At 70.3% G+C, this 26350-nt stretch carries 25 protein-coding genes and 1 pseudogene; 11 read left to right on the forward strand and 15 right to left on the reverse strand.

Features of this window, described 5'->3' with window-relative positions:
* Positions 1-110: 110 nt before the first annotated feature.
* Together ACZ5C2_RS01110 and ACZ5C2_RS01115 are read right to left on the reverse strand one after the other, a co-directional pair.
* On the reverse strand, positions 111-785 hold the full coding sequence (locus tag ACZ5C2_RS01110; protein WP_468785192.1) for a M23 family metallopeptidase: 675 nt from the start codon (positions 783-785) through the stop codon (positions 111-113).
* A gap of 352 nt (positions 786-1137) precedes the next feature.
* Positions 1138-1980 carry an alpha/beta fold hydrolase gene (locus ACZ5C2_RS01115; protein WP_468785194.1) on the reverse strand — a complete coding sequence of 281 codons (843 nt, stop codon included), beginning with the start codon at positions 1978-1980 and terminating at the stop codon, positions 1138-1140.
* 426 nt (positions 1981-2406) lie between these two features.
* Here ACZ5C2_RS01115 and ACZ5C2_RS01120 point away from each other — a divergent pair, with 426 nt between their 5' ends.
* On the forward strand, positions 2407-5544 hold the full coding sequence (locus ACZ5C2_RS01120) for a sacsin N-terminal ATP-binding-like domain-containing protein (RefSeq protein WP_468785196.1): 3138 nt from the start codon (positions 2407-2409) through the stop codon (positions 5542-5544).
* A 307-nt stretch (positions 5545-5851) separates the two neighbouring features.
* Here the strand turns inward: ACZ5C2_RS01120 and nhaA are convergent, their stop codons facing one another.
* Positions 5852-7753, reverse strand: coding sequence for a Na+/H+ antiporter NhaA (gene nhaA / locus ACZ5C2_RS01125; RefSeq protein WP_468785198.1), 1902 nt, complete (start codon positions 7751-7753; stop codon positions 5852-5854).
* A 242-nt stretch (positions 7754-7995) separates the two neighbouring features.
* On the opposite strand from nhaA, the gene ACZ5C2_RS01130 reads away from it, so the two are divergent.
* Positions 7996-8754, forward strand: coding sequence for a calcium-binding protein (locus ACZ5C2_RS01130; RefSeq protein WP_468785200.1), 759 nt, complete (start codon positions 7996-7998; stop codon positions 8752-8754).
* A gap of 33 nt (positions 8755-8787) precedes the next feature.
* On the opposite strand, the gene ACZ5C2_RS01135 is transcribed toward ACZ5C2_RS01130, so the two are convergent.
* Positions 8788-11190, reverse strand: a complete 2403-nt coding sequence (locus tag ACZ5C2_RS01135; protein ID WP_468785202.1) for a cation-translocating P-type ATPase — start codon at positions 11188-11190, stop codon at positions 8788-8790.
* 145 nt (positions 11191-11335) lie between these two features.
* On the reverse strand, positions 11336-11620 hold the full coding sequence (locus ACZ5C2_RS01140) for a DUF2530 domain-containing protein (protein WP_468785204.1): 285 nt from the start codon (positions 11618-11620) through the stop codon (positions 11336-11338).
* A gap of 217 nt (positions 11621-11837) precedes the next feature.
* On the opposite strand from ACZ5C2_RS01140, the gene ACZ5C2_RS01145 reads away from it, so the two are divergent.
* Positions 11838-13289 carry an NCS2 family permease gene (locus ACZ5C2_RS01145; RefSeq protein ID WP_468785206.1) on the forward strand — a complete coding sequence of 484 codons (1452 nt, stop codon included), beginning with the start codon at positions 11838-11840 and terminating at the stop codon, positions 13287-13289.
* Positions 13290-13320: 31 nt separating this feature from the next.
* Here the strand turns inward: ACZ5C2_RS01145 and ACZ5C2_RS01150 are convergent, their stop codons facing one another.
* On the reverse strand, positions 13321-13503 hold the full coding sequence (locus ACZ5C2_RS01150) for a ribbon-helix-helix protein, CopG family (protein WP_468785208.1): 183 nt from the start codon (positions 13501-13503) through the stop codon (positions 13321-13323).
* A 157-nt stretch (positions 13504-13660) separates the two neighbouring features.
* Between ACZ5C2_RS01150 and ACZ5C2_RS01155 the strand changes: the two genes are divergently transcribed.
* Positions 13661-14098, forward strand: a complete 438-nt coding sequence (locus tag ACZ5C2_RS01155) for a MarR family winged helix-turn-helix transcriptional regulator (RefSeq protein ID WP_468785210.1) — start codon at positions 13661-13663, stop codon at positions 14096-14098.
* A 50-nt stretch (positions 14099-14148) separates the two neighbouring features.
* Positions 14149-15513, forward strand: a complete 1365-nt coding sequence (locus ACZ5C2_RS01160) for an MFS transporter (protein ID WP_468785212.1) — start codon at positions 14149-14151, stop codon at positions 15511-15513.
* A 24-nt stretch (positions 15514-15537) separates the two neighbouring features.
* Here the strand turns inward: ACZ5C2_RS01160 and ACZ5C2_RS01165 are convergent, their stop codons facing one another.
* Entirely contained in the window at positions 15538-16125 is a 588-nt protein-coding gene (locus tag ACZ5C2_RS01165) for a Uma2 family endonuclease (RefSeq protein ID WP_468785214.1), read from the reverse strand.
* A gap of 121 nt (positions 16126-16246) precedes the next feature.
* Here ACZ5C2_RS01165 and thpR point away from each other — a divergent pair, with 121 nt between their 5' ends.
* A complete protein-coding gene (gene thpR, locus ACZ5C2_RS01170) occupies positions 16247-16819 on the forward strand; it encodes an RNA 2',3'-cyclic phosphodiesterase (RefSeq protein ID WP_468785216.1) in 573 nt (190 codons plus the stop codon).
* A 132-nt stretch (positions 16820-16951) separates the two neighbouring features.
* Here the strand turns inward: thpR and ACZ5C2_RS01175 are convergent, their stop codons facing one another.
* The 3 genes from ACZ5C2_RS01175 to ACZ5C2_RS01185 all read right to left on the reverse strand — a co-directional run bounded on the left by ACZ5C2_RS01175 (position 16952) and on the right by ACZ5C2_RS01185 (position 19367).
* Entirely contained in the window at positions 16952-17944 is a 993-nt protein-coding gene (locus tag ACZ5C2_RS01175) for an aldo/keto reductase (protein WP_468785218.1), read from the reverse strand.
* A gap of 44 nt (positions 17945-17988) precedes the next feature.
* Positions 17989-18579, reverse strand: a complete 591-nt coding sequence (locus ACZ5C2_RS01180) for a Uma2 family endonuclease (protein WP_468785220.1) — start codon at positions 18577-18579, stop codon at positions 17989-17991.
* Positions 18580-18689: 110 nt separating this feature from the next.
* Positions 18690-19367, reverse strand: a complete 678-nt coding sequence (locus tag ACZ5C2_RS01185; RefSeq protein ID WP_468785221.1) for an SGNH/GDSL hydrolase family protein — start codon at positions 19365-19367, stop codon at positions 18690-18692.
* Positions 19368-19455: 88 nt separating this feature from the next.
* On the opposite strand from ACZ5C2_RS01185, the gene ACZ5C2_RS01190 reads away from it, so the two are divergent.
* Positions 19456-20445, forward strand: a complete 990-nt coding sequence (locus tag ACZ5C2_RS01190; protein WP_468785223.1) for a WD40 repeat domain-containing protein — start codon at positions 19456-19458, stop codon at positions 20443-20445.
* 229 nt (positions 20446-20674) lie between these two features.
* Here ACZ5C2_RS01190 and ACZ5C2_RS01195 read toward each other — a convergent pair whose 3' ends face one another.
* Both ACZ5C2_RS01195 and ACZ5C2_RS01200 read right to left on the reverse strand, forming a co-directional pair.
* Positions 20675-21142, reverse strand: coding sequence for a hypothetical protein (locus ACZ5C2_RS01195; protein WP_468785225.1), 468 nt, complete (start codon positions 21140-21142; stop codon positions 20675-20677).
* A 74-nt stretch (positions 21143-21216) separates the two neighbouring features.
* Positions 21217-21450, reverse strand: a complete 234-nt coding sequence (locus ACZ5C2_RS01200) for a DUF397 domain-containing protein (protein ID WP_468785227.1) — start codon at positions 21448-21450, stop codon at positions 21217-21219.
* A 195-nt stretch (positions 21451-21645) separates the two neighbouring features.
* Here ACZ5C2_RS01200 and ACZ5C2_RS01205 point away from each other — a divergent pair.
* Both ACZ5C2_RS01205 and ACZ5C2_RS01210 read left to right on the forward strand, forming a co-directional pair.
* Positions 21646-22397, forward strand: a pseudogene (locus ACZ5C2_RS01205) (DUF6879 family protein).
* A gap of 17 nt (positions 22398-22414) precedes the next feature.
* Positions 22415-23263, forward strand: coding sequence for a helix-turn-helix domain-containing protein (locus ACZ5C2_RS01210; RefSeq protein ID WP_468785229.1), 849 nt, complete (start codon positions 22415-22417; stop codon positions 23261-23263).
* On the opposite strand, the gene ACZ5C2_RS01215 is transcribed toward ACZ5C2_RS01210, so the two are convergent.
* Together ACZ5C2_RS01215 and ACZ5C2_RS01220 are read right to left on the reverse strand one after the other, a co-directional pair.
* Positions 23253-23543 carry a hypothetical protein gene (locus ACZ5C2_RS01215; RefSeq protein ID WP_468785231.1) on the reverse strand — a complete coding sequence of 97 codons (291 nt, stop codon included), beginning with the start codon at positions 23541-23543 and terminating at the stop codon, positions 23253-23255. The genes ACZ5C2_RS01210 and ACZ5C2_RS01215 overlap by 11 nt on opposite strands.
* Complete coding sequence (locus ACZ5C2_RS01220; RefSeq protein WP_468785233.1) at positions 23524-23946, reverse strand: ATP-binding protein; 423 nt, start codon at positions 23944-23946, stop codon at positions 23524-23526. The genes ACZ5C2_RS01215 and ACZ5C2_RS01220 overlap by 20 nt, the downstream gene beginning before the upstream one ends.
* Before the next feature lie 137 nt (positions 23947-24083).
* On the opposite strand from ACZ5C2_RS01220, the gene ACZ5C2_RS01225 reads away from it, so the two are divergent.
* Positions 24084-24938, forward strand: a complete 855-nt coding sequence (locus ACZ5C2_RS01225; RefSeq protein ID WP_468785235.1) for a helix-turn-helix domain-containing protein — start codon at positions 24084-24086, stop codon at positions 24936-24938.
* Positions 24939-24949: 11 nt separating this feature from the next.
* The gene (locus ACZ5C2_RS01230; RefSeq protein WP_468785237.1) at positions 24950-25129 is read left to right on the forward strand and encodes a DUF397 domain-containing protein; all 180 of its coding nucleotides are present in this window, start codon (positions 24950-24952) and stop codon (positions 25127-25129) included.
* 66 nt (positions 25130-25195) lie between these two features.
* Here ACZ5C2_RS01230 and serC read toward each other — a convergent pair whose 3' ends face one another.
* Positions 25196-26314: a phosphoserine transaminase gene (gene serC, locus ACZ5C2_RS01235; RefSeq protein ID WP_468785239.1), complete on the reverse strand. Its 1119-nt coding sequence runs from the start codon at positions 26312-26314 to the stop codon at positions 25196-25198.
* Positions 26315-26350: the final 36 nt, after the last annotated feature.

Raw genomic sequence — 26350 nt, forward strand, 5'->3', positions numbered from 1 at the left:
ACAAGTTGACGGATGCTTCGGCCGCCTGCGAAACGTGCAGCGACCCCGGGGGCGGGCGCAGGGCCGTTCCTCGGGGTCGCTCGGGTGTTGCTGTGTGACCGGGCTCTGGGTCAGAGGCTGACACCGTTGGAGCGCAGGAAGGCTGCCGGGTTGACGGCGGTGCCGTAGTTCGGGGTGGTGCGGATCTCGAAGTGCAGGTGGGGGCCGCTGGAGTTGCCGGTGTTGCCGGACAGGGCGATCTTCTGGCCGGTCTTGACGACCTGGCCGGCGTTCACGTTCACCGAGGACAGGTGGGCGTACTGGGAGTACGTGCCGTTGCTGTGCTTGATGACGACGGCGTTGCCGTAGGCGGGGCCGTCGCCGGCGCCGTTGCCGCCGGCCTTGACGACGGTGCCGCCGTGGACGGCGACGACGGGGGTGCCGGTCGGGACGGCGTAGTCCTGGCCGGAGTGCTTGGAGGCCCACATGCCGCCGTTCGCCGCATAGCTCGCCGACAGCTTGTAGCTCTTCACCGGGGAGACCCAGGACGGCTGCTTCTTGACGGCGGGCTTGGCGGGCTTGGCGGCCTTCTTGGCGGTGACAGCCTGCGTCTTCGCGGCCTCGGCCTGAGCGGCGGCCTGCGCCTGGACGGCGGTGGCGCTGCTGGACACGGCCGTGTTCTCGGCGGCGGCGACCGCGACCCCGGCTCCCAGGACGGCCGAGGCGCCCAGGCCGGCGGCCAGGACGGCCGCACGGGTGCGGGTGTCGGACGTACGGGGGAAACGGGACGTGACGCGCTCGAACATCGAAAACCTCATGGGGGAGGGGGCGGGGGATGCCATCCGGCGGAACGGGTCCGTGCCGCGCTGGCTGTTCCTTGGTAACCGCCCCCGGCCAAAAGCCGCAAAGGTGTGACCTACGACGAAAGGCCGTAGTTCGGGCGTGAGATCCAGGTCTCTTGACGGAGGGTCCCGCGTGGGGCGAAACCCGCCATTTCAGGCTGATCGATCAGAGCTGCGCACTAAATGTCCGATTTGGGGTGGGCTGTTTCTCCACTATGTCCGGTAGTAGGGGGGTTTTCGCCTGTGCAGCATGTCACCGGAGCGCCGGTCCGAATGTGGTCTGCGTCTCCGGGACTGATGCCGTTTCCCGGCCCGGTCAGGTGAAGAAGTCCGCCAGGAGGCGGTTCAGGTCGGCCGGCCGCTCGGTGGGGAGCGAGTGGTGGGAGGTGTCCGGGAGGGTGACGACCTGCGCGCCGGGCATGAGGTGGTGCGCGGCGGCCGCCACGCGGGGCGTGTCATGGGCGCGGCTGTGCTCCGCCAGGCAGACCAGGGTCGGCACGGCGCAGGCCCGCAGGGCGTCCTTGCCGGGGCGGGGCATGGTGACGACCTTCGACCGCTTCGCCACGGCCGTGCTGTCCAGGAACGCCCGCCACACGGAATCCTCCGGGTCGCGGCCCGTCTCCCACCGGTGGAAGGCCCGGGGTCGCTCGGCGGCGGGCTTCAGTGAGGTCAGCACCGCGCGCAGGAGATAGCGCGGGCTCATGCGGGCGAAGCACTGGACCGGGTCGAGCAGCGCGAGCCGGTCGATCCGGTGGGGCGCGCGCAGGGCGTGGTTCAGGGCGATCCAGGCGCCGTAGGAGTGACCGCACAGGTGCGCCCGGTCCAGGCCCAGCCCGTCGAAGAGCGCGTCGAGCCAGGCCGACAGGTCACCGGCGCCGCGCAGGGGAGCCCCGTCGTGCACGCTGCGGCCGAAGTCGCCGATCAGGTCGACGGCGTACACCCGGTGGGTGGCGGCGAGCGGCCCGACGTTGCCGTACCAGACCACCGAGGTCGTCCCGCCGCCCGGCAGGAGGACGAGCGGGGTGCCGTCCTCGGGGCCGCAGACGTTGACCCGGGTGCTGCCGTACGGGGTCGCTACGTCGGTGCCGGTCACCTCGACGGGCCAGTGCCGCAGGACGTCGTCGTACGCCGTGTGGAAAGCCGTACTGTCGCTGCTCACGCCGCCGCCCCCATGGATGCCTGGTGATCTAGTGGCAACCTAGCCAATTTCGCGGGTGGTTCGCCAGAATCCCGTGGTTGATCGTCACATCCGCGTCCACCGGATCCGCTGGACTTCGCGCAGGTTGTCCACGACCGGCGCTCCGCGCTCGGCTGGTCCACCGCGGAACTGGCCCGGCGTGCGGCACGTGCCGAGGAGGCCGTCGAGGCCATGGAGGAGAGTGGTGTCGAGCCCACGCCGGAGCTGATCGAGTGGCTGGCCACGGCTCTGGGGGCCGGGCCCGCGTCGGCCCGCGCACCAGTGCCGAGTTCCGCTTCGGGGACCGCGTGGCCCGAGGCCTCGCGGCTCACGTGCTCCTCGCCGGGGTGCCGGGGAACGGTACCTTCGTCCTCACGCCGATCAGGGCGGCCGATGAGGAGAGTCAACGTGAGCAAGTACGTGCGGCCCGCCGCCGAGGGTGCCGATCCGTTCGGGACGGCGCGGCTGCGGCGCGGTGTCCTGGACGCCTGGGCCACCAGCCCCGCCCGCTTCCGTGAGGACGCCAACGCCGAGGAGGACCTCGTCCTCGGCGGGTACCGGGACCGTCTCGTCGTGGAGCTCGCGCAGAACGCCGCCGATGCCGCCGCCCGGGCCGGCGTACCGGGACGGCTCCGGCTCACCCTGCGGGACGGAGTCCTCGTCGCCGCCAACACCGGGGCCCCGCTCGACGAGGCGGGGGTCGAGTCGCTGTCCACCCTGCGGGCCTCCGCGAAGCGGGACGCGCCGGACCGGGCCGTGGGGCGGTTCGGTGTCGGGTTCGCCGCCGTGCTCGCCGTGACCGACGAGCCCGCCGTCGTCGGGCGGCACGGCGGGGTCAGGTGGTCGCTCGCCGAGGCACGCGGCCTCGCGGGCGACACCGCCGGGCAGAGTGCCGGGCTGGCGGACGAGATCCGCCGGCGGGATGGTCATGTGCCGCTGCTGCGGCTCCCGTTCGCGGCAGAGGGGACCGCGCCCGACCCGTACGACACGGCTGTCATCCTCCCGCTGCGGGACGCGGCCGCCGCCGATCTCGCCGAGCGGCTGCTCCACGCCGTTGACGACGCTCTGCTGCTGGCGCTGCCCGGTCTGGAGGACGTCGTCGTCGAGATCGGGGACGCGGAGCCCCGTACGGTGCGGCGGCGCGCGGACGGAGGGCTCACCGTCGTCGAGGACTCGCGTGAGGGGACGACCCGGTGGCGTACGGCCGTCGCGCAGGGGCCGCTCACCCCCGACCTGCTCGCCGACCGGCCGGTCGAGGAGCGGCTGCGGCCGTACTGGTCGGTCACCTGGGCCGTGCCCGTGGACGCCGATGGACGTCCCGCCCGGCCCCGGACCAGCGCCGTCGTGCACGCGCCCACCCCGAGCGACGAGCCCCTCGGCGTACCGGCCCTGCTCATCGCCTCCCTGCCGCTGGACTCCACCCGCCGGCATGCCGCCCCCGGTCCGCTCACCGACTTCCTCGTGCAGCGCGCTGCCGACGCCTACGCCGGGCTGCTCGCCGACTGGCGCCCGGTGACCGCCGGGATCATCGACCTCGTGCCCGGCCAGCTCGGCAAGGGCGAGCTGGACGGCGCCCTGCGCCAGGCGATCCTCGAACGGCTGCCGCGCACGTCCTTCCTGCCACCGGCGCTCGCGCCGCGGGAGCAGGACGGCGACTCCGACTCCGATCTGCCCGAGTCGCTGCGGCCCCGGGACGCCGAGGTCGTGGAGGGCGCGGGGGCCGACACCGTACGTGTCCTGGCGGAAGTGCTCCCCACGCTCCTGCCCGCCGGTCTCGAACGCCGCGTCGAGCTGCGCACGCTCGGAGTCGCCCGTCTGCCGCTCACCGACGTGATCGACCGGCTGGCCGGTCTGGAGAAGTCCCCCGGCTGGTGGCGGCGGCTGTACGACAGCCTCGCCGGGGTCGACCCGGACCGGCTGTCCGGGCTGCCGGTGCCGCTCGCCGACGGGCGGACCACGATCGGGCCCCGGCAGGTGCTGCTGCCCACGCCCGACTCGGCGGCCCTCGACGCCGAGCTCCTCGCCCGGCTCGGTCTCAAGGTCGCCCACCCGGACGCCGCGCACCCCCTGCTGGAGAAGCTCGGCGCCCTCCCCGCCACCCCGCGCGCCGTTCTCACCACCCCGCAGGTACGGGCCGCCGTCGCCGCCTCGCTGGACGACGAGGGCGGGGTGAACTGGGAGGAGGACGCCCCGGACGCCGAGGAACTCGCCGACACCGTGCTGGGGCTCGTGCGCGACGCCGCACTCGAACCCGGTGACGAGCCGTGGCTGGGCGCCCTCGCCCTCCCCGACGAGGACGGCGAACTCTCCCCGGCCTGCGAGCTCGTCTTCCCCGGCGGCCCCTTCGCCCAGGTCATGCGGGAAGGCGAACTCGCCGCCGTGGACGGCGAACTGGCCGGGAAGTGGGGCCAACAGCCGCTCGCCGCGTGCGGGGTGCTGGTGGACTTCGCTCTCGTCCGCGCCACCGACGTCGTCCTCGACCCCGACGAACTGGAGCCGAGGGAAGGGGACTTCGCCGAACCCGACGATGCCGGGCTACTGGACGCCGTGGACGTGTGGAGCGAGGACGTCCTCGACCGCTTCCCGGACAGTCCCGTCCCGCCGGTCGCCACGGAGATCGTCGCCGTGCGCGACCTCGACCTCGTGGACGACGACCGGTGGCCGGAGGCCCTCGCCCTGCTGTCCCGGCCCCCGCTGCGGGACGCCCTCGTCCAGCCGGTGCGCATCCTGCTGCACGACGGCACCCACGAGACCGTACGGCCCTACACCGCCTGGTGGCTGCGCGGGCACCCGGTGATCGGCGGTCGCCGCCCGGCCGGACTGCGCGCGGCCGGGAGCGATCCGCTGCTGCGGGGCCTGTACGAGGAGGCCGACGCGACCGGCTTCGAGGACGAGCAGGTGCTGCGCGCGCTGGGTGTACGGACCTCGGTGGCCGCCCTCCTGGACGAGCCCGGCGGCGCGGCCGAGCTGCTCGACCGCCTCGCCGACCCCGACCGGCCGGTCACCGCCGCCCAGCTGCACGCCCTGTACGGGGCGCTGGCCGAGCTGGACCCCGAGCAGGTGACCCTGCCGGACGATCTGCGGGCCGTGGTCGACGGGCGGGTCGAGGTGGTGGACGCCGCGGACGCCGTGGTCGTCGACTCACCCGATCTGCTGCCGTTCACGTCGGGCGTTCCGCTGCTGCCGGTCCGGCCGGCGCGGGCCGCCGAACTGGCGGAGCTGTTCCAGGTGCGGCGGCTGAGCGAGTCCGTCACCGGGGAGGTCGGCTCCGAGGGGGACGGGCACGACGTACCGGAGCCGGTGCGGGTGCTGCTCGGGGCGGGGACGCCGACGTCGTACGTGGAGCACGAGGAACTGGTCGTCGACGGTGTGGAGATCGACTGGCGGCTGACGGACGACGGCGTGCTGCACGCGGCCACACTGGAGGGCGTGGCCGCCGGGCTCGCCTGGGCGGCGCGGCAGTGGCCCCGCCGCTTCGAGGTCGCGGCCCTGCTGGAGGACCCGTCACGTACGGAGGAACTGGCACGGGACCGCTGGTTCGACTGACCACCCGCCCCGCTGGACGGCCGGGTCCTCGCCCCACCCCGCTCTCCCGCGCGCGGCCCCTCCGTTCCCCGCGCGGTCGGGCCGCGGGGTGGGGTGGCCGGGTCCCCGGCTTCCGTTCTCCGCGGGTGGCCGGGTCCTCGGCTTCCGTTCTCTGCGGGTGGCCGGGTCCCCGGCTTCCGTTCTCCGCGGGCAGTCGTGCCGCAGGGCGGCACGGGTGGGCGCGACGGCACCCCGCAAGCGCCGGGCTGCGCAGACACCCCCCGCCCGGCGCGGGCCCCCGGGGCCCTCGGACAGCCCGAGGCACGGGTCAGTCCGCCGGCATCCGCGTCGCCCCGGACGGCTCCTCGACGTACGCCTCCAGCTCCCCGGCCAGGGTCTCCGCGTCGTAGGGGCCGGTGTGCCTGCGGTTGCCGATGAAGAACGTCGGGGCGCCGCGCACACCGCTGGCCTCGGCGCTGGCGGCGTCCGCGCGGACCCGGTCGGCGGTCGCGTCGTTGTCGAGATCACGGAGGAACTTCTCGACGTCGAGGCCGAGCTCGGCGGCGTAGCCCGCGGTGTCCTCGTACTCGAGTTCATCCTGGTGCGCATAGAGCAGGTCGTGCATCTCCCAGAAGCGCCCCTGACTGTCGGCGGCGACGGCCGCCCGCGCGGCGAGTTCGGCGTGCGGGTGCACGTCGGGCAGCGGCAGGTGCCGGAACACATAGCGGAACCGGTCGCCGAAACGCTGCCGCAGTTCCTTGGTGACGCCGGTGGCGCGGGCGCAGAAGGGGCACTCGAAGTCGCCGTACTCCACCAGGGTCAGGGGCGCGTCCACGGGACCGAGGATGTGGTCCGTCTCCGGGTCGACCGGGCGGTCCAGATAGCGGGGCAGATCCGCGTCCGTCTGGCCCTTCAGCACGGCGGCCAGCCGGAACGCCACCCAGCCGGCGGCGGTGGCGAACACGGCCGCGAGCAGGACACCGACGGTCGCCTGCGCACGGGGGACCGGGTCCTCGAAGGCGAGCCCGACGATCAGCAGGGAGACCGTGAACCCGAGCCCGGACAGCGCGCCGCCGCCCAGGACGTGGCCCGGCGCCACCCCGGTCGGGAGCCTGCCGAGGCCGAACCGGGTGCCGAAGGCGGCGCCGCCCCAAATGCCGAGGAGCTTTCCGGCGACGAGACCCACGACCACGGCCCAGGTGAGTGAGGAGCCCAGCGCGTTGGTCAGGACGCCGTCGCGCAGGTCGACACCGGCATTGGCCAGGGCGAACACCGGCACGATCAGGTAGCTGGACCAGGGGTGGAGGATCGTCTGGAGCCGCTCGTTGACGGAGACGGCCTGCTGGAGTCCCCTGCGTGCCGTCTTGCCGACGTCCGCGCGGGGCGACTGGCGGAACGCGCGGAAGAGCCGCGCGGCCTGCTCCACCCCCTCGCGGGAGGGCTTCCGGGCGGGGATGAGGAGACCGCCGAGCATGCCGGCGATGGAGGCGTGGAGCCCGGCGTTGAGGGTGGCGAGCCACATCACGAGGACGATCAGCACGTACGGGGCCGCCCGCCAGACGCCGAAGCGGGTCAGGGCGGACAGGACCACGCCGAGGACGAGCGCGGCGATCAGATCGGGCACGTTGATGCTGCCGGAGTAGACCACGCCGATCACGGTGACGGCCACGATGTCGTCGATGACGGTGATGGCGAGCAGGAAGACCCGCAGTTGCGTGACGAACCGGGGGCCCACCACGGCCAGCGCGCCCAGCATGAACGCCGTGTCGGTGCCGATGACGACACCCCAGGCTTTGGCGGCCTCGCCCCCGGGTGCGATCGCCAGATACAGCAGGACGGGTACGAGCATGCCGCCGATCCCCGCGAGGCCCGGGATCACGATCCGGCGGCGGTCGTGCAGCGAGCCGACGGAGATCTCGTAGCGCACCTCGAGGCCGATGACGAAGAAGAACAGGGCCATCAGCCCGTCGTTGACCCAGTGGCTCAGGTCCATCGCCAGCCGGGCGTCGCCGAGTGTGACGGACGCCTCGGTGTGCCAAAGGGATGTGTACGCTTCCGACCAGGGAGAATTCGCCCAGACGAGGGCAATCGCCACGGCGATCAGGAGCAGGCCGGCGCTGCCCGCCTCCGTCGCCATGAAGGCCCGCACCGGCGCGGACAATTGGGCCGCCAGTTCGCTTCTCCGTGACTGGGACTGCGAGTTGTCGGTCTTCTCTCCGCGCGGCTTCATCAGGTGTGTCGTCTCCGATCACGTGGGTCGGGGAACTCCATGGTCGCTCACATCGCTGGGGTGGCACGCAGCTGTCCGGTCACCACCTCCCTCACCTGGTCACATTCTCCAACAACCATGCACATACGCCAGGTATCTGATCAGTCGAGTCAACAGGCTCCACGATCACCCGGGCCCCGCGCCGACGACGAGCCGCAGGAAACGAACCAGAGCCGGGGCCCCCTTCTCCACGTGGGGAACACATGCGCATACGTGCCACCGTGGCCGCCGTCTCCGGCGCCCTGGCCCTGTCCGCTCTCGCCGTTCCGGCCGCGCGGGCCGACGCGGGATGGGGCGACACCACGATCACCAAGGTCGTGGTCGACGGGGACAACAAGGTGTCCGTGGGTACCTCCCACCCGAAGACCATCAAGGTCAGCGTGACGGCCAGGGACAACTCGGGCATCAAGGGCGCCGAGGAGTTCACGCTGTACGGGCCCGACTACGGGTACTTCACGACCGGCAAGCCCAGTTGCAAGGCATCCAGCTCCACCACCTCCACCTGCACCGCCTCGGTACTGGTGGATCCGAAGGTCGACTACCTCACCAACGCCAACGCCGGTACCTGGTACGTCGAGGCGTGGATCGACGCCAAGGACGACGACTTCGTGTGGAAGGAGAAGGCCGGTTCCTTCGCATTCCAGCGTGCCTCGCAGCTGACGGTCAACGCCTCGCCCGAGCCGGTGAGGAAGGGCAGGACCCTCACCGTCACGGGCAAGCTCTCCCGGGCCAACTGGGAGACCCTCAAGTACGCCGGCTACACCGGTCAGTCGGTCAAGCTCCAGTTCCACAAGAAGGGCGGGAGCGGCTACAGCACCGTCAAGACCGTCAGGACCAACTCCAAGGGTGAGCTGAAGACCACCGTCACGGCCTCCGCCGACGGCTACTTCCGCTACTCCTTCATGGGCACCTCGACCACCCCGGCCGTCACCTCCACCGCCGACTTCGTCGATGTGAGGTAGCCGACACGAGGCACGGGTGGGCCCCGGCTCCCACTACGCGGGGAGCCGGCGGTCCACCCACCGCCACAGCAGTTCCAGCACCCCCGCCGCCAGGACCGCGATACCGGCCGCCGTCCACGGCATGGTCATGCCGACCAGCTTCAGCGCGAAGAAGTGCTGGAGCCACGGCACCACCAGCACCAGCAGGAACGCCCCGCCCATCGCCGCCACCAGACCGATGCGCCACCACGTGTAGGGCCGGGCGATGATCGCCAGCACCCAGATCGAGATCAGGAACAGCGTCAGCGTCGCCGCGCTCGTCTCCGCCTCCAGCGACCCCTCGCCGCTGTAGTGCCCCCGCGCGATCAGATACGTCGCGAAGGTCGCCGCCGCGGCCAGCACCCCGCCCGGGATCGCGTACCGCATGACGCGCCGCACGAAGTTCGGGCGGGCCTGTTCCCTGTTGGGGGCGAGGGCCAGGAAGAACGCCGGGACGCCGATGGTGAGCGTGGACAGCAGGGTCAGATGGCGCGGCAGGAACGGGTACTCCACCTGCGAGAGCACCACCAGCACCGCCAGCAGCACCGAGTACACCGTCTTCACCAGGAACAGCGTCGCGACCCGGGTGATGTTGCCGATCACCCGGCGGCCCTCCGCCACCACCGACGGCAGCGTGGCGAAGCTGTTGTTCAGCAGCACGATCTGCGCGACCGCCCGCGTGGCCTCCGAACCGGACCCCATCGCCACGCCGATGTCCGCGTCCTTCAGCGCCAGCACGTCGTTCACGCCGTCACCGGTCATCGCGACGGTGTGGCCGTTCGACTGGAGCGCGCCCACCATGTTCCGCTTCTGCTGCGGGGTGACACGGCCGAACACCGTCCCCTCGTCCAGCGCCTTCGCCATGCCGCCGGAGTCGGCGGGCAGCCGGCGCGCGTCCACCGCCGTACCGGACAGGCCCAGCTTCGACGCGACCGCGCCGACCGACACCGCGTTGTCACCGGAGATGACCTTGGCGCGGACGTTCTGCTCGGCGAAGTAGCGCAGGGTGTCGGCCGCGTCGGGCCGCAGCCGCTGCTCCAGCACCACCAGCGCGGCCGGCCGCACACCCTGGGCGGCGGCGGGGTCGTCGACGTCCACGCCGGGACGGGCCCGGGCGAGCAGCAGCACGCGCAGCCCCTGCTCGTTCATCCGCCCGGTCTCGGCCAGTGCCGGGTCTCCGGGGTCCAGCAGCACGTCGGGTGCCCCCAGCAGCCAGGTGACGGGCTCCTCGCCCGGCCGCTCCTCCAGCGTCGCGCCGCTGTACTTCCGCGCGGAGGAGAAGGGCAGCGTGTCGGTGAGGCGCCACTGTGTGGTGTCCGGATACGCGTCGATGATCGCCTGGAGGGAGGCGTTCGGACGGGGATCCGCCGAGCCGAGCTCGCCCAGCACCTTGCGCAGGTACCTCCCGTCACCGTCATCCAGCACCCGCAGCTCGGTGACGTCCATGCCGCCCTCGGTGAGCGTGCCGGTCTTGTCCAGACAGACCGTGTCGACCCGGGCCAGCCCTTCGATGGCGGGCAGTTCCTGCACCAGGCACTGCTTGCGGCCCAGCCGGATCACACCGATCGCGAAGGCGACGGAGGTGAGCAGCACCAGACCCTCGGGGACCATCGGCACGATCCCGCCGACCGTGCGGGCGATGGAGTTCTTCAGCTCGTTGTCCTTGACCACCAGCTGGCTGATGACCAGGCCGATCGCGGTCGGGACCATCATCCACGTCACGTACTTGAGGATCGTGGAGATGCCGGAGCGCAGCTCGGAGTGGACGAGGGTGAAGCGGGACGCCTCCTCGGCGAGCTGCGCCGCGTAGGCCTCGCGCCCCACCCTGGTCGCCTGGAAGGAGCCGCCGCCCGCGACGACGAAACTGCCGGACATGACCTGGTCCCCCGGCTGCTTCACCACGGGGTCTGCCTCGCCGGTGAGCAGCGACTCGTCGATCTCCAGGCCGTCCGCCTCGGCGCACACCCCGTCGACGACGACCTTGTCACCCGGCCCGATCTCGATCAGGTCGTCCAGCACGATCTCGGACGTGCCGATCCGCGCCGCCGTCCCGTCCCGGCGCACGGTGGGGCGTACCTCGCCGATCAGCGCGAGGGAGTCCAGGGTCTTCTTCGCCCGCCACTCCTGGACGATCCCGATGCCGGTGTTGGCGAGGATCACGAAGCCGAACAGGCTGTCCTGGATCGGCGCGACGATCAGCATGATCACCCAGAGCACGCCGATGATCGCGTTGAACCGGGTGAACACGTTCGCGCGGACGATCTCGGTCAGGGAGCGGCTGCTGCGCACCGGCACGTCGTTGATCCGGCCGCGCGCCACCCGTTCGGCCACTTCCGCGGAGGTCAGCCCGATCGCCGGTGAGGTGACCGTGGCGGGCGGTACGGCATCGGCCCGGGCGCCCGCATCGAGATGCGTCATGCCTTCGACGGTACGTGCGGACCCGGTGCCGCACCCACCCGAACGGCGGAAGATCCGACGTGGGGAGGACCGTCGCGTACCGCCGTGGCACCGTGGTCGTACGGCGGTCGTGACGAAGGGTGTTGGGCCCGCGGGCCGGCCCCGCTCAGGCCGCCCCTCCGTCCCTCTCCGTCCCGTCCGCCTCCATGCGCCTGAGCGCGGCGTCGCGCCTTCGGACGTACCAGATGCCGATGAAACCGAGCCCGCCGCCGGCCAGACAGGTCCACAGCCACCAGGTGTGGCCGCGGTCGTCGAACCAGCCGTAGAACGGCAGCTGCACCAGGAACAGGGCGAACCAGACGATCGTGCCGCCGATGATGGTGGCGACCACGGGGCCCTCCAGGGGCTCCGGCGCCTCGTGCTTGGGGGATCCCGAAAAAAGCCCGGCCATGCGGACAGCTTACGAGGGCCGTCTGCGGGCGGGGCGCGTGAGGGGCGCCGCCGCGTCACGTACCCGTCGGGTGCCTATCCGGCCACTCTGTTCTACGCGCGGAGATAGCGCGGACGACGTTATATGTTCATACTGAATCCGTTTGTCTCTGACCACTTTCATTCGTAGAAAACACCAAAGGGCTTTGGGGGAAGCCCGCCGGTGATGAGGTCCTCGCATGTCCACGTCGGCCCCCGCCAAGGCCCCCACCCCCGAGCAGCCGGGGTCCGGTGCCGCGTCCGGCGCCCTCGACCGCCACTTCCGGATCAGCGAGCGCGGCAGCACCCTGTCCCGTGAGGTCCGCGGCGGTTTCGCCACCTTCTTCGCGATGGCGTACATCATCGTGCTGAACCCGATCATCCTGGGCAGCGCGAAGGACGTGTACGGCCATCAGCTCGACAACGGCCAGCTGGTCACCGCGACCGCCCTGACCGCGGCGTTCACCACGCTCCTGATGGGCGTCATCGGCAACGTCCCGATCGCGCTGGCCGCCGGTCTGGGAGTGAACTCGGTCGTCGCGCTCCAGCTCGCGCCGCGCATGTCGTGGCCGGACGCGATGGGCATGGTGGTGTTGGCCGGCTTCATCGTGATGCTCCTGGTCGCCACCGGCCTGCGCGAGCGCGTGATGAACGCCGTCCCCTACGGACTGCGCAAGGCCATCGCCATCGGTATCGGCCTGTTCATCATGCTGATCGGTCTGGTCGACTCCGGCTTCGTCGCCCGTATCCCGGATGTCGCCCAGACCACCGTCCCGCTCCAGCTCGGCGACGGTGGTCACCTCAACGGCTGGCCCGTCCTCGTCTTCGTCCTCGGCGCGCTGCTGACGCTGGCGCTGATCGTGCGCAAGGTGCCCGGCGCGATCCTCATCTCGATCGTCGCGATGACGGTCGTCGCGCTGGTCGTCAACGCCGTCGCGGAGGTCCCGTCCTGGGGCCTCACCACGCCCACCTGGCCCGGCAACCCGGTCGCCACCCCCGACTTCGGCCTGATCGGCGAGGTCAGCCTGTTCGGCGGCTTCGGAAAGGTCGGGGTGCTGACCGGCATCCTGTTCGTCTTCACCGTGCTGCTGTCGTGCTTCTTCGACGCGATGGGCACGATCATGGGCATCTCGGACGAGGCCAGGCTGACCGACGCGCAGGGCCAGATGCCCGGCATCAACAAGGTCCTGTTCATCGACGGTGTCGCGGTCGCGGCGGGCGGTGCCAGCTCCGCCTCGGCCACCACCGCGTTCGTGGAGTCCACCGCCGGCGTCGGCGAGGGCGCGCGGACCGGCTTCGCCAACGTCGTCACGGGCGGCCTGTTCGCCGCGGCACTGTTCCTCACGCCCGTCGCCACCATGGTCCCGTCCCAGGCGGCCACCCCGGCGCTGCTGGCGGTGGGCTTCCTGATCCTGGCGGGCTCGGTCAGGGAGATCGACTGGGCCGACTACACGATCGCCATCCCGGCCTTCGTGACGATGGTGATGATGCCGTTCACCTATTCGATCACCAATGGCATCGGCATGGGCTTCATCACCTTCGCGGTGCTGCGCCTGGCGGCCGGCCGCGGCCGGGAGGTCCCGGCGCCCATGTACGCGGTGGCGGCGGTCTTCGCCTTCTACTACCTGATGCCGGCGCTGGGCCTGACCTGATCCCGCGGCCCGGGGTCCCGCGTCCACGGGCTCACGTGACCCCGTAGAACTTCTCCGTCTCCTCGACGGCGGCCCGGAAACGCTGGTCGAAGTCATCGCGCATGAGCGTCCGGACGACATAGTCCTGGACGCTCATGCCGCGTCTGGCGGCATGCTCCCGGAGTCGCTCGAGCAGTTCGTGGTCCATGCGCAGACTGAGCACGTCGGTCCCCATGGGCATGAGCGTTGCCGCACACCAGGGTGCGGTGCGTCGCGTTTCGCGGCCGGATCACTCGTACGGGTGATCCGGCGTGACCCGAGTGGCAGGAGTCACGGCGTCCGACCCGCCGCCCGCTGGTCTTTAGCGAGAGTAATGAGTTACGCTAAGGAACATGCCGGACTTCAGCCATGGCGACGACGCAGCCGCCGTGAACTCCCTCCGTTCCGCCGTGATGCGGCTGTCCCGTCGGCTCAAGCACCAGCGCGTCGACGAGTCCCTCAGCCCCACCGAGATGTCGGTGCTCGGCACCCTGGCCCGCTGCGGCCATGCCACCCCGGGCGAGCTCGCCCGCAAGGAACACGTCCAGCCGCCGTCGATGACCCGCATCGTGGCCCTGCTGGAGGCCAAGGGACTCGTCCGCCTGGAGCCGCACCCCGACGACCGCCGCCAGAAGGTCGTCACGCAGACCGAACAGGCCGAGGCGATGCTCGAGGAGAGCCGCCGCAGGCGGAACGCGTTCCTGGCGACGCTGGTGGCGGGACTCGACGAGGACGAGTGGGCGAAACTGCGCGCCGCCGCCCCCGTGCTGGAGAAACTCGCACACATCTGAGCCGGACAGCAGCGCCGCGGGCAGCGGCCGAAGCAAGGAGGCGAACCCTTTTGAGTACGGGATCCGGAGCAGCTTCCGCCCCCGCACCTGACCCCCACGACACCCAGGCCGCCCTCGGCACCCCCGCCCGCAAGAACTCGATGTTCTCCTCGCTGAGGGTCAGGAACTACCGCCTGTTCTTCCTCGGCCAGGTCGTCTCCAACATCGGCACCTGGATGCAGCGCATCGCCCAGGACTGGCTGGTGCTCACCCTCACCGGCTCCTCGGCCGCCGTCGGCATCACCACGGCGCTGCAGTTCCTGCCGATGCTGCTGTTCGGCCTGTACGGCGGTGTCCTCGTCGACCGGCTGCCCAAGCGGCCCACGCTCTTCGTCACTCAGTCCGCGATGGCCCTCACGGCGATCGCGCTCGCCGTCCTCACCCTGACCGGCCGGGTCGAGGTCTGGCACATCTACGTCGCCGCCTTCGCCCTCGGCCTCGCCACGGTCGTCGACAACCCCGCCCGCCAGGCCTTCGTCTCCGAGCTCGTCCGCCCCGGCCGGTTGCAGAACGCGGTCAGCCTCAACTCCGCCAACTTCCAGTCCGCCCGCCTGGTCGGCCCCGCCGTCGCGGGTCTGCTGATCACCGGCGTCGGCACCGGCTGGGCGTTCCTCCTCAACGGCCTCTCCTTCGTCGCCCCGCTGGCCGGCCTGATGATGATGCGCGCCGGCGAGCTGCACGCCGTCGAGCGTGCCCCGCGCGGCAAGGGACAGCTGCGGGAGGGCGTGCGCTACGTCACCGGACGGCCCGAGCTGCTCTGGCCCATCGTCCTGGTCGGATTCATCGGCACCTTCGCCTTCAACTTCCCCGTCTACCTCTCGGCCTTCGCCGACGACGTCTTCGAGGGGGGCGCGGGCGCGTACAGCATGTTCAACACCCTGGTGGCGGTCGGCTCCGTGTCCGGCGCGCTGCTCGCCGCCCGGCGCGGTACGGCCCGGCTGCGGCTGCTGGTCCTCGCCGCGCTGGCCTTCGGCGCCCTGGAGATCGTCGCCGCCGCGGTGCCGGAACTGTGGATGTTCGCCCTGCTGATGATTCCGCTGGGCCTGTTCGCGATGACGGTCAACGTCACCACCAACACCAGCCTCCAGATGGCCACCGACCCGGCGATGCGCGGCCGCGTCATGGCCCTCTACATGATGGTCTTCCTCGGCGGCTCCCCGGTCGGCGCCCCCATCGTCGGCTGGATCACCGACACCTACGGCGCCCGGGCCGGCTTCGCGGTCGGCGGCGCGATCGCGATGCTCGCGGCGGCCGTCATCGGCCTCATCCTGGCCAGGGTCGGCGGCCTGCGGCTGTCGGTGTGCTGGCACGGCGGTCATCCGCGCGTGCGGTTCGTACCGCGGGAGCGGCAGGAAGCCCTGGCCCCGGTGGCGTGACGCCCTCCCCGGCCGCGGTCGCGCTCAGTCGCGGGGGAACTCGTCGGTCTTGAGGACGAGGCCGACCGCCGTCGTGGTCAGGTCGATCTCCTCGCCGAAGCCGAAGCTGATGTCGCTGTGGTACGTGCCGTTCTTCGGCAGGGTGTGCAGATGCCACTCGGCCGTGTACGGGTCGACGATCAGGTACAGCGGTACGCCGGCGCTCGCGTACGTGTCCTTCTTCGGACCGTAGTCATTGGCGGCGGTGTCCCTGGAGATGACTTCGACGATGAACTCGACATCCTGATAGCGCCAGTGACCCCGGCCGTCCTTGACCGACCGATCGGCGAACGCCGCGACATCGCAGGCGAAGCCGTTCAGCCGTCCGGGGAAGTCGATCCGTACGGCCGAGGCCAGTCGCTTGCGCGGGTACTGGGCACGCAACTGCTCCAGCACGTCGAAGATGATCTGGAAGTGGGTGTCCCGCTGCGGTGCCATGAAGATGTGCCCCCCGACGATCTCGGTCTTGTAACCCTCGGGGATGGGCATCTTCTCCAGCCACTCGAACATCATGTCGAGCGTGAGCTCGTCGCCGCTCTCGGCCATCTCGATCCTGTCTTCGAGGACGGTCATCGTGGCGCTCCTCCCCGGCTGCCCGCTCGATGCGTACAGCCGCGCGGTACAACGATACGCACGGCGACCAGGACACGCGTGGCCGTACGTGTGTTCCCAGAAGGGAGGGGAGACTGGCCCCATGAGACTCTTCGCCGCCGTGCTGCCCCCCGAGGACGTGGTCCGCGAGCTCGCCGCCGAGGTGGGGCGGCTCAGGAAGCTGCCCGGCGCCGACGGGATGCGGTGGACCGGGCAGGCCGGATGGCACTTCACGCTCGCGTTCTACGGAGAGGTCGACGACGAACTCGTACCGGAGCTGACGACCCGGCTGGCGCGGGCCGCGGCGCGGACCGAGCCGTTCGGGCTGGCGCTGCGCGGCGGCGGGCAGTTCGGGCGGGGCAGGGCGCTGTGGGCCGGGGCGGAGGGGGATCTGCGCACCATGCGGCTGCTGTCCGAGCGGACCGAGGCCGCCGCGCGGAAGGCGGGTGTGCCGATGGACGAGCACCGCCGGTACAAGGCCCACCTGACGGTGGCCCGCAGCCGCGAGAGCGTCGACGTACGGCCGTACCTGGAGGAACTGGACGGCTTCCGCAGCCGCGCCTGGACCGTCGACGAGCTGGTGCTGGTACGGAGCAACCTGCCGAGGTCGGGCATACCGGGCGAGCAGCCCCGCTACGAGGCGGTCGCCCGCCGGGCACTGGGCGCGGCCGGTTAGGCTCGACGGCGTGGACCCGAAGACCCGGAACCGGATCATGGCCGGTGCGCTCATGCTGATGTTCGTCGTCGTGGGGCTGGCGGCAGCGCTCGGCAAGTAGTGCCGCCGCCGGCCGTCACGGCGTGCCCGTGCCTACCAGGCGAAGGCCTCGGGGGACGGCCCGGGCCCCGGGAAGATCTCGTCCAGCGAGGTCAGCAGCTCCTCGCTCAGCTCCAGCTCGACCGCCCGCAGTGCGGACGCGAGCTGCGCGGCGGTGCGCGGGCCGACGATCGGGCCGGTCACCCCGGGCCGGGTGAGCAGCCAGGCCAGCGCGGCCTCGCCGGGCTCGATGCCGTGCTTGTCGAGCAGATCCTCGTACGCCTGGATCTGGTTGCGCGCGGTGGGATCGGCGAGTGTGTCGGCGGCCCGCCCGGAGGCACGGCGACCGCCCTGGACCTCCTTCTTGATCACACCGCCCAGCAGACCGCCGTGCAGCGGTGACCAGGGGATGACCCCGAGCCCGTACTCCTGCGCGGCCGGGACGACCTCCATCTCGGCGCGGCGCTCGGCGAGGTTGTACAGGCACTGCTCGCTGACCAGGCCGATGGTGCCGCCGCGCCGGGCGGCGATCTCGTTTGCCTGGGCGATCTTGTAACCGGGGAAGTTCGAGGAGCCGACGTAGAGGATTTTGCCCTGCTGGATCAGGACGTCGACCGCCTGCCAGATCTCCTCGAACGGGGTCTGCCGGTCGATGTGGTGGAACTGGTAGACGTCGATGTACTCGGTCCCCAGCCGCTTCAGCGAGGCGTCGACCGCGCGCCGGATGTTCACGGCGGACAGCTTGTCGTGGTTGGGCCACGCCTCGCCGTCGGCCCCCATGTTCCCGTACACCTTGGTCGCGAGGACCACCTTGTCCCGGCGGTCGCCGCCCTTCGCGAACCAGCTGCCGATGATGCTCTCGGTGCGGCCCTTGTTCTCGCCCCAACCATAGACATTGGCCGTGTCGAAGAAGTTGATCCCGGCGTCCAGCGCCGCGTCCATGATGGTGTGGGAGTCGGGCTCGTCGGTCTGCGGACCGAAGTTCATCGTCCCGAGAACGAGCCGGCTGACCTTGAGACCTGTGCGTCCGAGCTGCGTGTACTTCATGGTCGTCAAGCCAACGGCCTGGAGTGCGCTCTATGCAAGAGGGCTCAGCCGCGAGGGAAGCCGTCGGTCTTGAGGACGAGGCCCACATGGGTGGCCGTCATGTCGACCTCCCCGCCGTAGTCGATGGACGTGTCGCTCACATAGGTGCCGTTCTTGGGGTGGGTGAACAGGCGGCACTTGCGGACATAGGGATCGGCGATCAGATAAACCGGTACCTCTGCGAGGGCGTACGCGGTCTTCTTGGGGTCATAGTCGTTCTGCGCCGTGTCTTTCGAGATGACTTCGGCGACGAACTCCACGTCCTGGTAGCGCCACTTGCCCTTGTCGTCCTTCTGTGCCCCGTCCCTGATCTTCGCCACGTCCGGGCAGAACCCGTTCCGGTGGCCGGGAAAGTCGATGCGGACATCCGAGAACAGTGTGGCCTGCCGCCCGAATCGGTCTTCCAGGGCCCAGAGGATCATGCGAATGGTTTCCCAGTGAATGTCCCGCTGCGGTGCCATGTAGACAGCCCCCCCGACGATTTCGACCTTGTATCCCTCGGGGACGGGCATCTTCTCGAGCCGATCGAACATCTCGTCGAGTTGGCGCGTGTTGTCGCTCTCGGCCATCGCGATCCTGTCGTCAAGGACGGTCATCGTGGCGCTCCTCCCCGGCCGCCCCACGGACGAGTGCGGCCGCGCGGTACAACGATACGCACGGTGAGCAGGACACGGAGAAGGGTGCATATGCCGGAAGCCCTCAGCCGCTATGCCGCCCCGTACGGCCCGCCCAGGTCCCACTCCTGCCACATCGCCTCCGCGAACGCCCCCGCGATCTTGTGCTCACCGGTCTCGTTGGGGTGTGTGCCGTCGTAGGTGTCCGTGTGGAAGTCGTACGACTCCGGCGGCGGGACGAGCAGCAGGGAGGAGCCCGGTTCGTCGAGGTCGGCGACGGTCTTCGCCAGGAGCTCGTTGAAGCGGGTGACCTGGTCGGCGAAGGACGTGTCCGCCTCCACCCGGATGTTGCGGACCACCGGCATCACGGCCATGCGGACGCGCGGCCTGGCGGCCCTCGCCTCGGCGACGAACGCGCGGACGTTGTCCGCCGTCTGCTCGGCGTTGGTGTAGAAACCCAGGTCGATCAGGCCCAGCGAGACCAGCAGCACGTCCGCGCGGCAGGAGCGCACGGCCTCGCCGATCAGCGGGGTCATGTGGTGCCAGCCCTCGCCCCAGCCGGCCAGATGGGCGCGGGGGAAGTCCGGGTCGGCGTAGGCGTACGACGTGGGGGCGTCCGCCGAGGGGTCGTGGAGCGTCTCGCGCGGGCCCACCAGCGTGAAGGGGCCGCCGTACGCCGTGCACAGGTGCTGCCACAGCCGGTAGCGCCAGGTGTGTTCACCCGCGCTCCCGATCGTCATCGAGTCACCTACGGGCATGAACCTGAGCACACGCTCATCATGGAGGATCGGCCCGTCCGCCGCGATGTGAGACCGGACACCCGCCGTGAAGTCCGGTGAGTAATGGCACTCTTGGCACATGCGCCGACCCTTCGCCCTGCTCGCCGCGACCCTTCTCACGGGCGCGCTCGCCGTGCCCGCCTCCGCAGCCGACGGCGGTGACGGCAACGAGGGATTCGCCATCAAGGACCCGCGCATCACCGAGTCCAGCGGGCTCGCCGCCTCCCGCCTGCACCCCGGTATCTACTGGACCCACAACGACAGCGACGACGGCCCTCACCTCTACGCCGTCGACAGCGCGAGCGGGGAGACCGTCGCCCGGCTCACCCTCACCGGCGTGGGCACGCCCCGGGACGTCGAGGCCATCTCCGTCGGACCCGGCAACAAGCTCTTCGTCGGGGACATCGGGGACAACCTCGGCGGCACGTGGAGGCACGTCTGGATCTACGAGCTGCCCGAGCCGAAGGAGCTCAGGGACGCGACCGTGCGGGCCACGCAGTACGTCGTGACGTACTCCGACGGGGCCCGGGACGCCGAGTCGCTGGTCGTGCACCCGAAGACCGGGCGGGTCTACATCGTCGACAAGAAGGAAGAGGGCGGGCATCTGTACGAAGGGCCGGCGAAGCTCTCCGCGTCCGGGACCAACGTCTTCCGGCCGGTCGCCCCCGTCGAGCTGTGGGCCACCGACGCCGCGCTCTCCCCGGACGGCGAAGACCTCGCCGTGCGCGGCTACTTCGGCGGCATCCACTACGCCTGGAACGGCGGGAAGCTCCGGCGCGAGGGCCGGCTGAGCGTGCCGCTCCAGGGGCAGGGGGAGTCGGTGACCTACTCGGCCGACGGCTCCCGGCTCATGTACGGCAGCGAGGGGGCCGAGAGTCCGGTGGAGTCCCGGGAGGCACCCGGCGGTGACGGTGGGGGCAACGGCGGGAAGGGCACCCGCGGGGAGGACGGAAAGAGCAGTGCTGGTGAGGGGAGCGGGGACACCGTCAGGGTCGGGGGTGCCGTCGCGGTGGCCGTCGCCGTCGCGGCCCTCTTCGGGCTGAGCCGCCGGCGCCGCCGCCGTCAGTGAACCGGGCGCCGGTCCGCGGGACCGGAGTTTCATCGTCCCGAGAAGCGCGCTGCGCGCGAGACCGGACCACGTCTCCGGGCGCACTGCCGCCGGGCCCCTGGGGCTCAGGCCGCCGACCGGAGCCCGGCGGGACGACGCCGGAGAGCGGTCTCGAGCAGGGCCGGAGAGCGGTCCGAGCAGAGGTGCCGGCCCACGTCGGCTGACCACCTGGCGGCCGCCCCCTCGGCCCTCATGCCAAGGGGCAGCGGAGTTCCGGGTCCGCACGGTTCGGGGAACAGGTGACCAGGGCCAGGGAAAGGTACGAGGGACGTTCGAGGTAGAAGCCCAGCGAGACGTCGGCGCCCGAGCCCAGCCGGCCGGCGGCGGATGTGACGAGGACGGTCAGGTGGTCCGGGTCGCACCGGGCGCCGGAGGCCACTCGGGGCGCGTACTCGGCCAGCCGCTCCCTGAGCCATGCCGCCGCTTCCCAGGGGTCCGGCCAGGTGCCTCGCACCACAGCGCGCGGCTTGACCAGCCAGTAGGCCGTCTCCAGCGGTGGCAGGTCCGACGTGGGGAACTCGGCGGCAACTTCGCGGTACCGCCTGATCAGTTCGGGGCGGCTGTCGGCCGGGGGCGGTTCGGGGTGGGGAGGCCGCCGCAGGGCCTCCTGGTCGAAGCGGTCCTTCGGACCGGTCCACAGATAGCCGTGGTGATGCACCGGCGGTCCTGTTCGGTGTCGTGGCCGTGAGCACGAGGCCCCGGTAGGTCCGGGACCTACCGGGGACGGGGTGCTCAGATGGTCAGACCGAACCGCGTCGGGTCGATCCCCGCCACGCTCAGCTCCTCCGAGGTGAACCGCAACGGTGGTACGTCCGGCCGCTTGCTGTCACCGAGGGCCCAGGCGTCCTCGCCGATCCGGGCCAGGATCACGTAGGACTCGCCGTCCGGATGCGTGTTGCCGCCGCAGGCCTTCGTGAACGAGGCCGAGGTGATGTCGAGTGCGTAGAGATTGGTCGTGTCGAGCATGGGTGGTCCTTCCCGATTCGCCGATGTGGCTGGGCAGTTGCTTTCAGCGAGGAACGTAGGACGGGAAGGGTGCGCCGTACTGAGAATATTCGCAGATATTCTCAGGTGATCACTCGGAATGCATGGACATTCACTCAGTGTGGTCGTCACTCTTGAGGGGAGGAACTCCATGAGTGTGGAAAGAGGTGGCTGTGCATGGCGCGGCGGTTACGGTTCAACGGGACCGGGAGCGGCGAGGACGGATGCCCGTCTGTGCACGAGGACTTGGACAGCGGAGAGGTCGTCGTGCACGGCCCTCCGCTCACCGATCCGGAGGATGTCGCACAGCTTCAGCGCCTGTCGGAGGGGGAGGTCGCTGTGGTGGTGCCACGGGATCTGTTGGTGGACTGGGCCCCGAAAGGGCGGACGAGGAAGTGCGGACGATCGAGCTGGATGAGTTCAGCGGTCTGTTCGGCAAGTTCGAGCACACCGCATGGCGCTTGGAGACCCGGCGCCGGTACGCGAGTGACGAAGCAACCGACGCCTACCGGCAGTTCGTAGAGGTCGGACAGGTCAATTGGACGTTCGACCACCCGTACTGCAAGACGATCCGCGAACAAACCAACTTGGGCAAGCGCGTCGAGCGGGTGCGCATCGTGGATCAGCCCGCCACCCTCGGTCAGAAGTTCCTCCTGGACAACGCCAAGCGGAACAGCGTCTTGGGCGAGGACATCCGTAATCTGTGGCGCGCTGACGCCGATCGACTCCGTCTGCCCGCTGAGGACTTCTGGCTGTTCGACAGCCGCCTCATCGCGCTCCTGCGGTTTGACGACGACGATCAGCTCACGCACGTGGATCTGATCACAGAGCCCGCAGAGGTGGTGCGCTGCTGCATGGTGCGGGATGCTGCTTGGCACCACGCCGTATCGTGGCAGCAGTTCACGGCCGAGATGCCCGGCGACGCGTAGGAGCAAGAGCTGTACTGGTGAGCACGGACTATCAGAGGGCACGCGCGGCGCTGGGGCGCAGACTCAAGGAGCTGCGTGTCGAAAGCCCCCATGGCCGGCTCACCGGTACCGAACTGGCACAACGGCTGGGGTGGCCGCAGTCGAAGGTCAGCAAGCTGGAGAACGGCAGGCAGACCCCCACGAGCGAGGACCTTCGAGCATGGGCCGAGGCCGCGGGGCAGCCTGCCGCATTCTCGGAACTGCGCGCCCGTCTGAAGGGGTTCGAAAGTCATATCCGCTCGTGGCAGCGGCGGCTGGCGGCCGGGCACGCACCGGTGCAAGAGGAGTGGAACGTTCTTCTCGGGGAGACCCGGACCTTGCATGTGTGGGACACCTTCGCTGTCAACGGCATGTTGCAGACAGCCGATTACGCCCGGAACCTGTTCGAACGTTACGCGGAGTTCAGGCGCTCTCCACGGGACTCGGAGGACGCGGTACGAGCCCGAATGAAACGGCAGGAATGGCTGTACCAGCCGGGTAAGCAGCTGAAGACACTGATGTGGGAGGGCGCGCTGCGGGCACGGACATGCCCGCCGGAGGTGCAGGCCGCCCAACTGGACCGGTTGCTGGGGCTGGTGGGCATGGACACCGTCCAACTCGGCGTCGTTCCCTGGGATGCCGTGCTGCGCCTGCCGCCGGGGAATGGATTCTGGATTCTGGACGACAGGTTGGTCACCGTCGAAGACTGGCACGCGGCACTCTGGCTCGACGACGCCGAAACGATTGCTCTCTACCGCCGTGTCTGGGACACCCTCGCCGAGTCGGCCGTCTTCGGTACCGAGGCCCAGCAGGTGATCGCCCGCGTGCGCAGGGGCATCACGGTCTGAGGACGTACGGCCGTACTACGTCGTCGTCGGTGTGCCAGGGTGCTGACGCGGGGCGGCGCGGCGGTGCGTGCCAGCAAGCCTCCTCGGCAGGGAAGGGAAGGTAGCGGCCCTCCGCCCGGCAGCGTTTGGACCAGCGGCGCCAGCGGGCGTCGTGCGGGTTCGGGAGGCGCCAGACGTACGGGTCCGGGGTCCGGACCTCGCCGCCCAGGTCCCGGGCCGTCGCCTCGGACGAGGCGCGGGAGCGCCGTCGCGTCAGCGTCTCAAGAAGCCGTCGGAGCATGGGCCTTCGCCGTTTCCGTGAGGGTGAACCTGGCCCACACGCACTTCGCGTACGGCTCCTGTCGGCAGCCCCATGCGTCGGCGAAGGCCGCCACAAGGGCGAGCCCGCGTCCGCCCTCGTGGTCGGGGGCGGAGTCGTGGAGCCGGGGGAGCCGGTCACGGTCCGGGTCGGAGACCTCCAGCATCAACTCCGGTCCGTCCAGGGTGAGGGTGACCCGGACCTGGGCGTGGGAGACGCGGCAGTGGAGCACGGCGTTGGTGACGAGTTCGCTGGCCAGCAGGGAGGTGGCGTCGGCAACGTCATCGTCGACACGCCAGTCCGTGAGGGTGTCGCGTAAGAGCCGTCGAGCCACTGACACGTGCCGTCTGTGCTTGGGGATGCGAAAGGTTTCGGTGCTCGCCATGAGGCGAAGGTAGGGATGGATGCGGAATCTACGCAATCAAAATCAGGGAATACATGCATGGATGTCACTCAATCGTGTGATGCAAACCGACATGCGCCCGCGATGTGACAGGCTCTCAGCCGAGAGGGGAGGCTCACATGCCCACAGGTGGACGGCCGACGGTGCGCAGCAGGCGACTGGGTACGGCGCTCAGGCAGTACCGGCAGGCCGCGAAGCTGGATCAGCCGCAGGCCGCCGAGGTGATCGCGTCAAGTCAGGCCAGGATCAGCCGTGTGGAGAGTGGGCGGGCCACGCCTCGCGTCATCGAGGTACGGCTACTGCTGGACGCGTACGGCGTCACGGACCGGGAAGTGCGCGACAAACTGGAGGACTTGGCAAAGCGTTCCAAGAACCGGGGTTGGTGGACGGAGCACGCCCCGCACCTCCGTTCGGACTACCTCGACCACATCGCGCTGGAAGATGACGCGATCCACATCAGGCAGTGGCAACCAACCCTGGTCCCGGGCCTGCTGCAGACCCCGGCCTACGCTCGGGCGGTCATCGCCGGTGGCCCTACCCGGCTGGACGTCGATTACGTCGCACGGTTGGTGAATGTGCGTCGGCGGCGGCAGGAGAAAATCGCGGAGGGTGGGGCCCTGTACACGGCTGTCATCTGGGAAGCGGCCGTCCTCTATCCCTTGGTGGGTCCGGACGTTCACCGGGAGCAGTTGTCCGCGCTTCTTGAAGCCGGGGAGCGCGAGAACATCACCGTGCAGGTTCTGCCGTTCAGTGCCGGAACACTGGCGGCTGCCGCCTCGGCCTTCTCCGCCTTCAGTTTCGATTCGGAGTCGGCGATCGAGGCGGTGACCATGGACGACCTGATGAGCACGTCTGTCATTGAGTCGCCGAACGACCTCGCTGTTTACGCGAGTTCGTACGAACTCCTACGATCGACGGCACTGACACCGGACGCGAGCGCGAAGCTCATCCGAGACGCACTGCAGAGTATCTAGGAGCGCCGAACGTGACCGAGATAGTGGGCGGCTTCCGGAAGTCGTCGTACTCCAGCCAGCAGGGCGAATGCGTGGAGATCGCCGACACGACTTCCGGACGCCGGGCCGTCCGCGACAGCAAGCGGCGTGACGGCCCCCTCCTCACCGTCTCCCGTGAGAGCTGGCAGGCATTCCTGCGGCATCTCGCGTAGGCAGCGCACACACGAGAGGGCGCCCGGCGGATCGTCGCCGGGCGCCCTTCACTCATGTACGACGGTCTACAACTGCTCGATGACGTGGTCCACGCACTTCGTCAGGGCCTCGACGTCCGACGGGGCGATCGCCGGGAACATCGCGACGCGGAGCTGGTTGCGGCCGAGCTTGCGGTAGGGCTCGGTGTCGACGATGCCGTTGGCGCGGAGCACCTTGGCGACGGCGGCGGCGTCCACCTCGTCCGTGAAGTCGATCGTGCCGATGACCTGGGAGCGCTTGGCCGGGTCGGTGACGAACGGGGTGGCGTACTTGGACTCGTCCGCCCAGGCGTACAGCCGGGTCGAGGAGTCCTTCGTACGGGCCGTGGACCAGTCCAGGCCGCCCTGGCCGTTCAGCCACTTCAGCTGCTCGTTGAGCAGGAACAGGGTGGCCAGCGCCGGGGTGTTGTACGTCTGGTTCTTGCGGGAGTTGTCGATCGCCGTGGGGAGCGAGAAGAACTCCGGGACGTGGCGGCCGGAGGCGTGGATCCGCTCGGCGCGCTCGATCGCGGCCGGGGAGAACACGCCGATCCACAGGCCGCCGTCGGAGGCGAAGGACTTCTGCGGGGCGAAGTAGTAGACGTCCGTCTCGGCGATGTCGACCGGGAGGCCGCCCGCGCCGGAGGTGGCGTCCACCAGGACCAGGGAGCCCTCGTCCGCGCCGGCCACCCGCCTGATGGGCATGGCGACACCGGTGGAGGTCTCGTTGTGGGTGAACGCGTAGACGTCCACGCCGGCTTCGGCGGCCGCCTCGGGGTGGGTGCCCGGGTCGGAGGAGATGACGGTGGGCTCGGCGAGCCAGGGGGCGAGCTTGGAGGCCTTGGCGAACTTGGAGCTGAACTCGCCGAAGCTGAGGTGCTGCGACTTGTTCTCGATCAGGCCGTGGGTCGCGATGTCCCAGAACGCGGTGGAGCCGCCGTTGCCGAGGATCACCTCGTAGCCGTCGGGAAGGGAGAACAGCTCGGAGATGCCCTCGCGCACCGCGCCGACCAGGTTCTTCACCGGGGCCTGACGGTGGGAGGTGCCGAGCAGGGACGTGCCGGTCGCGGCCAGGGCGTCCAGCGCCTCCGTCCGTACCTTGGAGGGACCCGCGCCGAAACGTCCGTCGGCGGGCTTGATGTCAGTGGGAATCTCGATATCAGCCACGACCGGAGCCTAGCGGCTGCGGGAAACCCGGGCGAA

The organism is Streptomyces sp. NPDC031365, assembly GCF_055569765.1.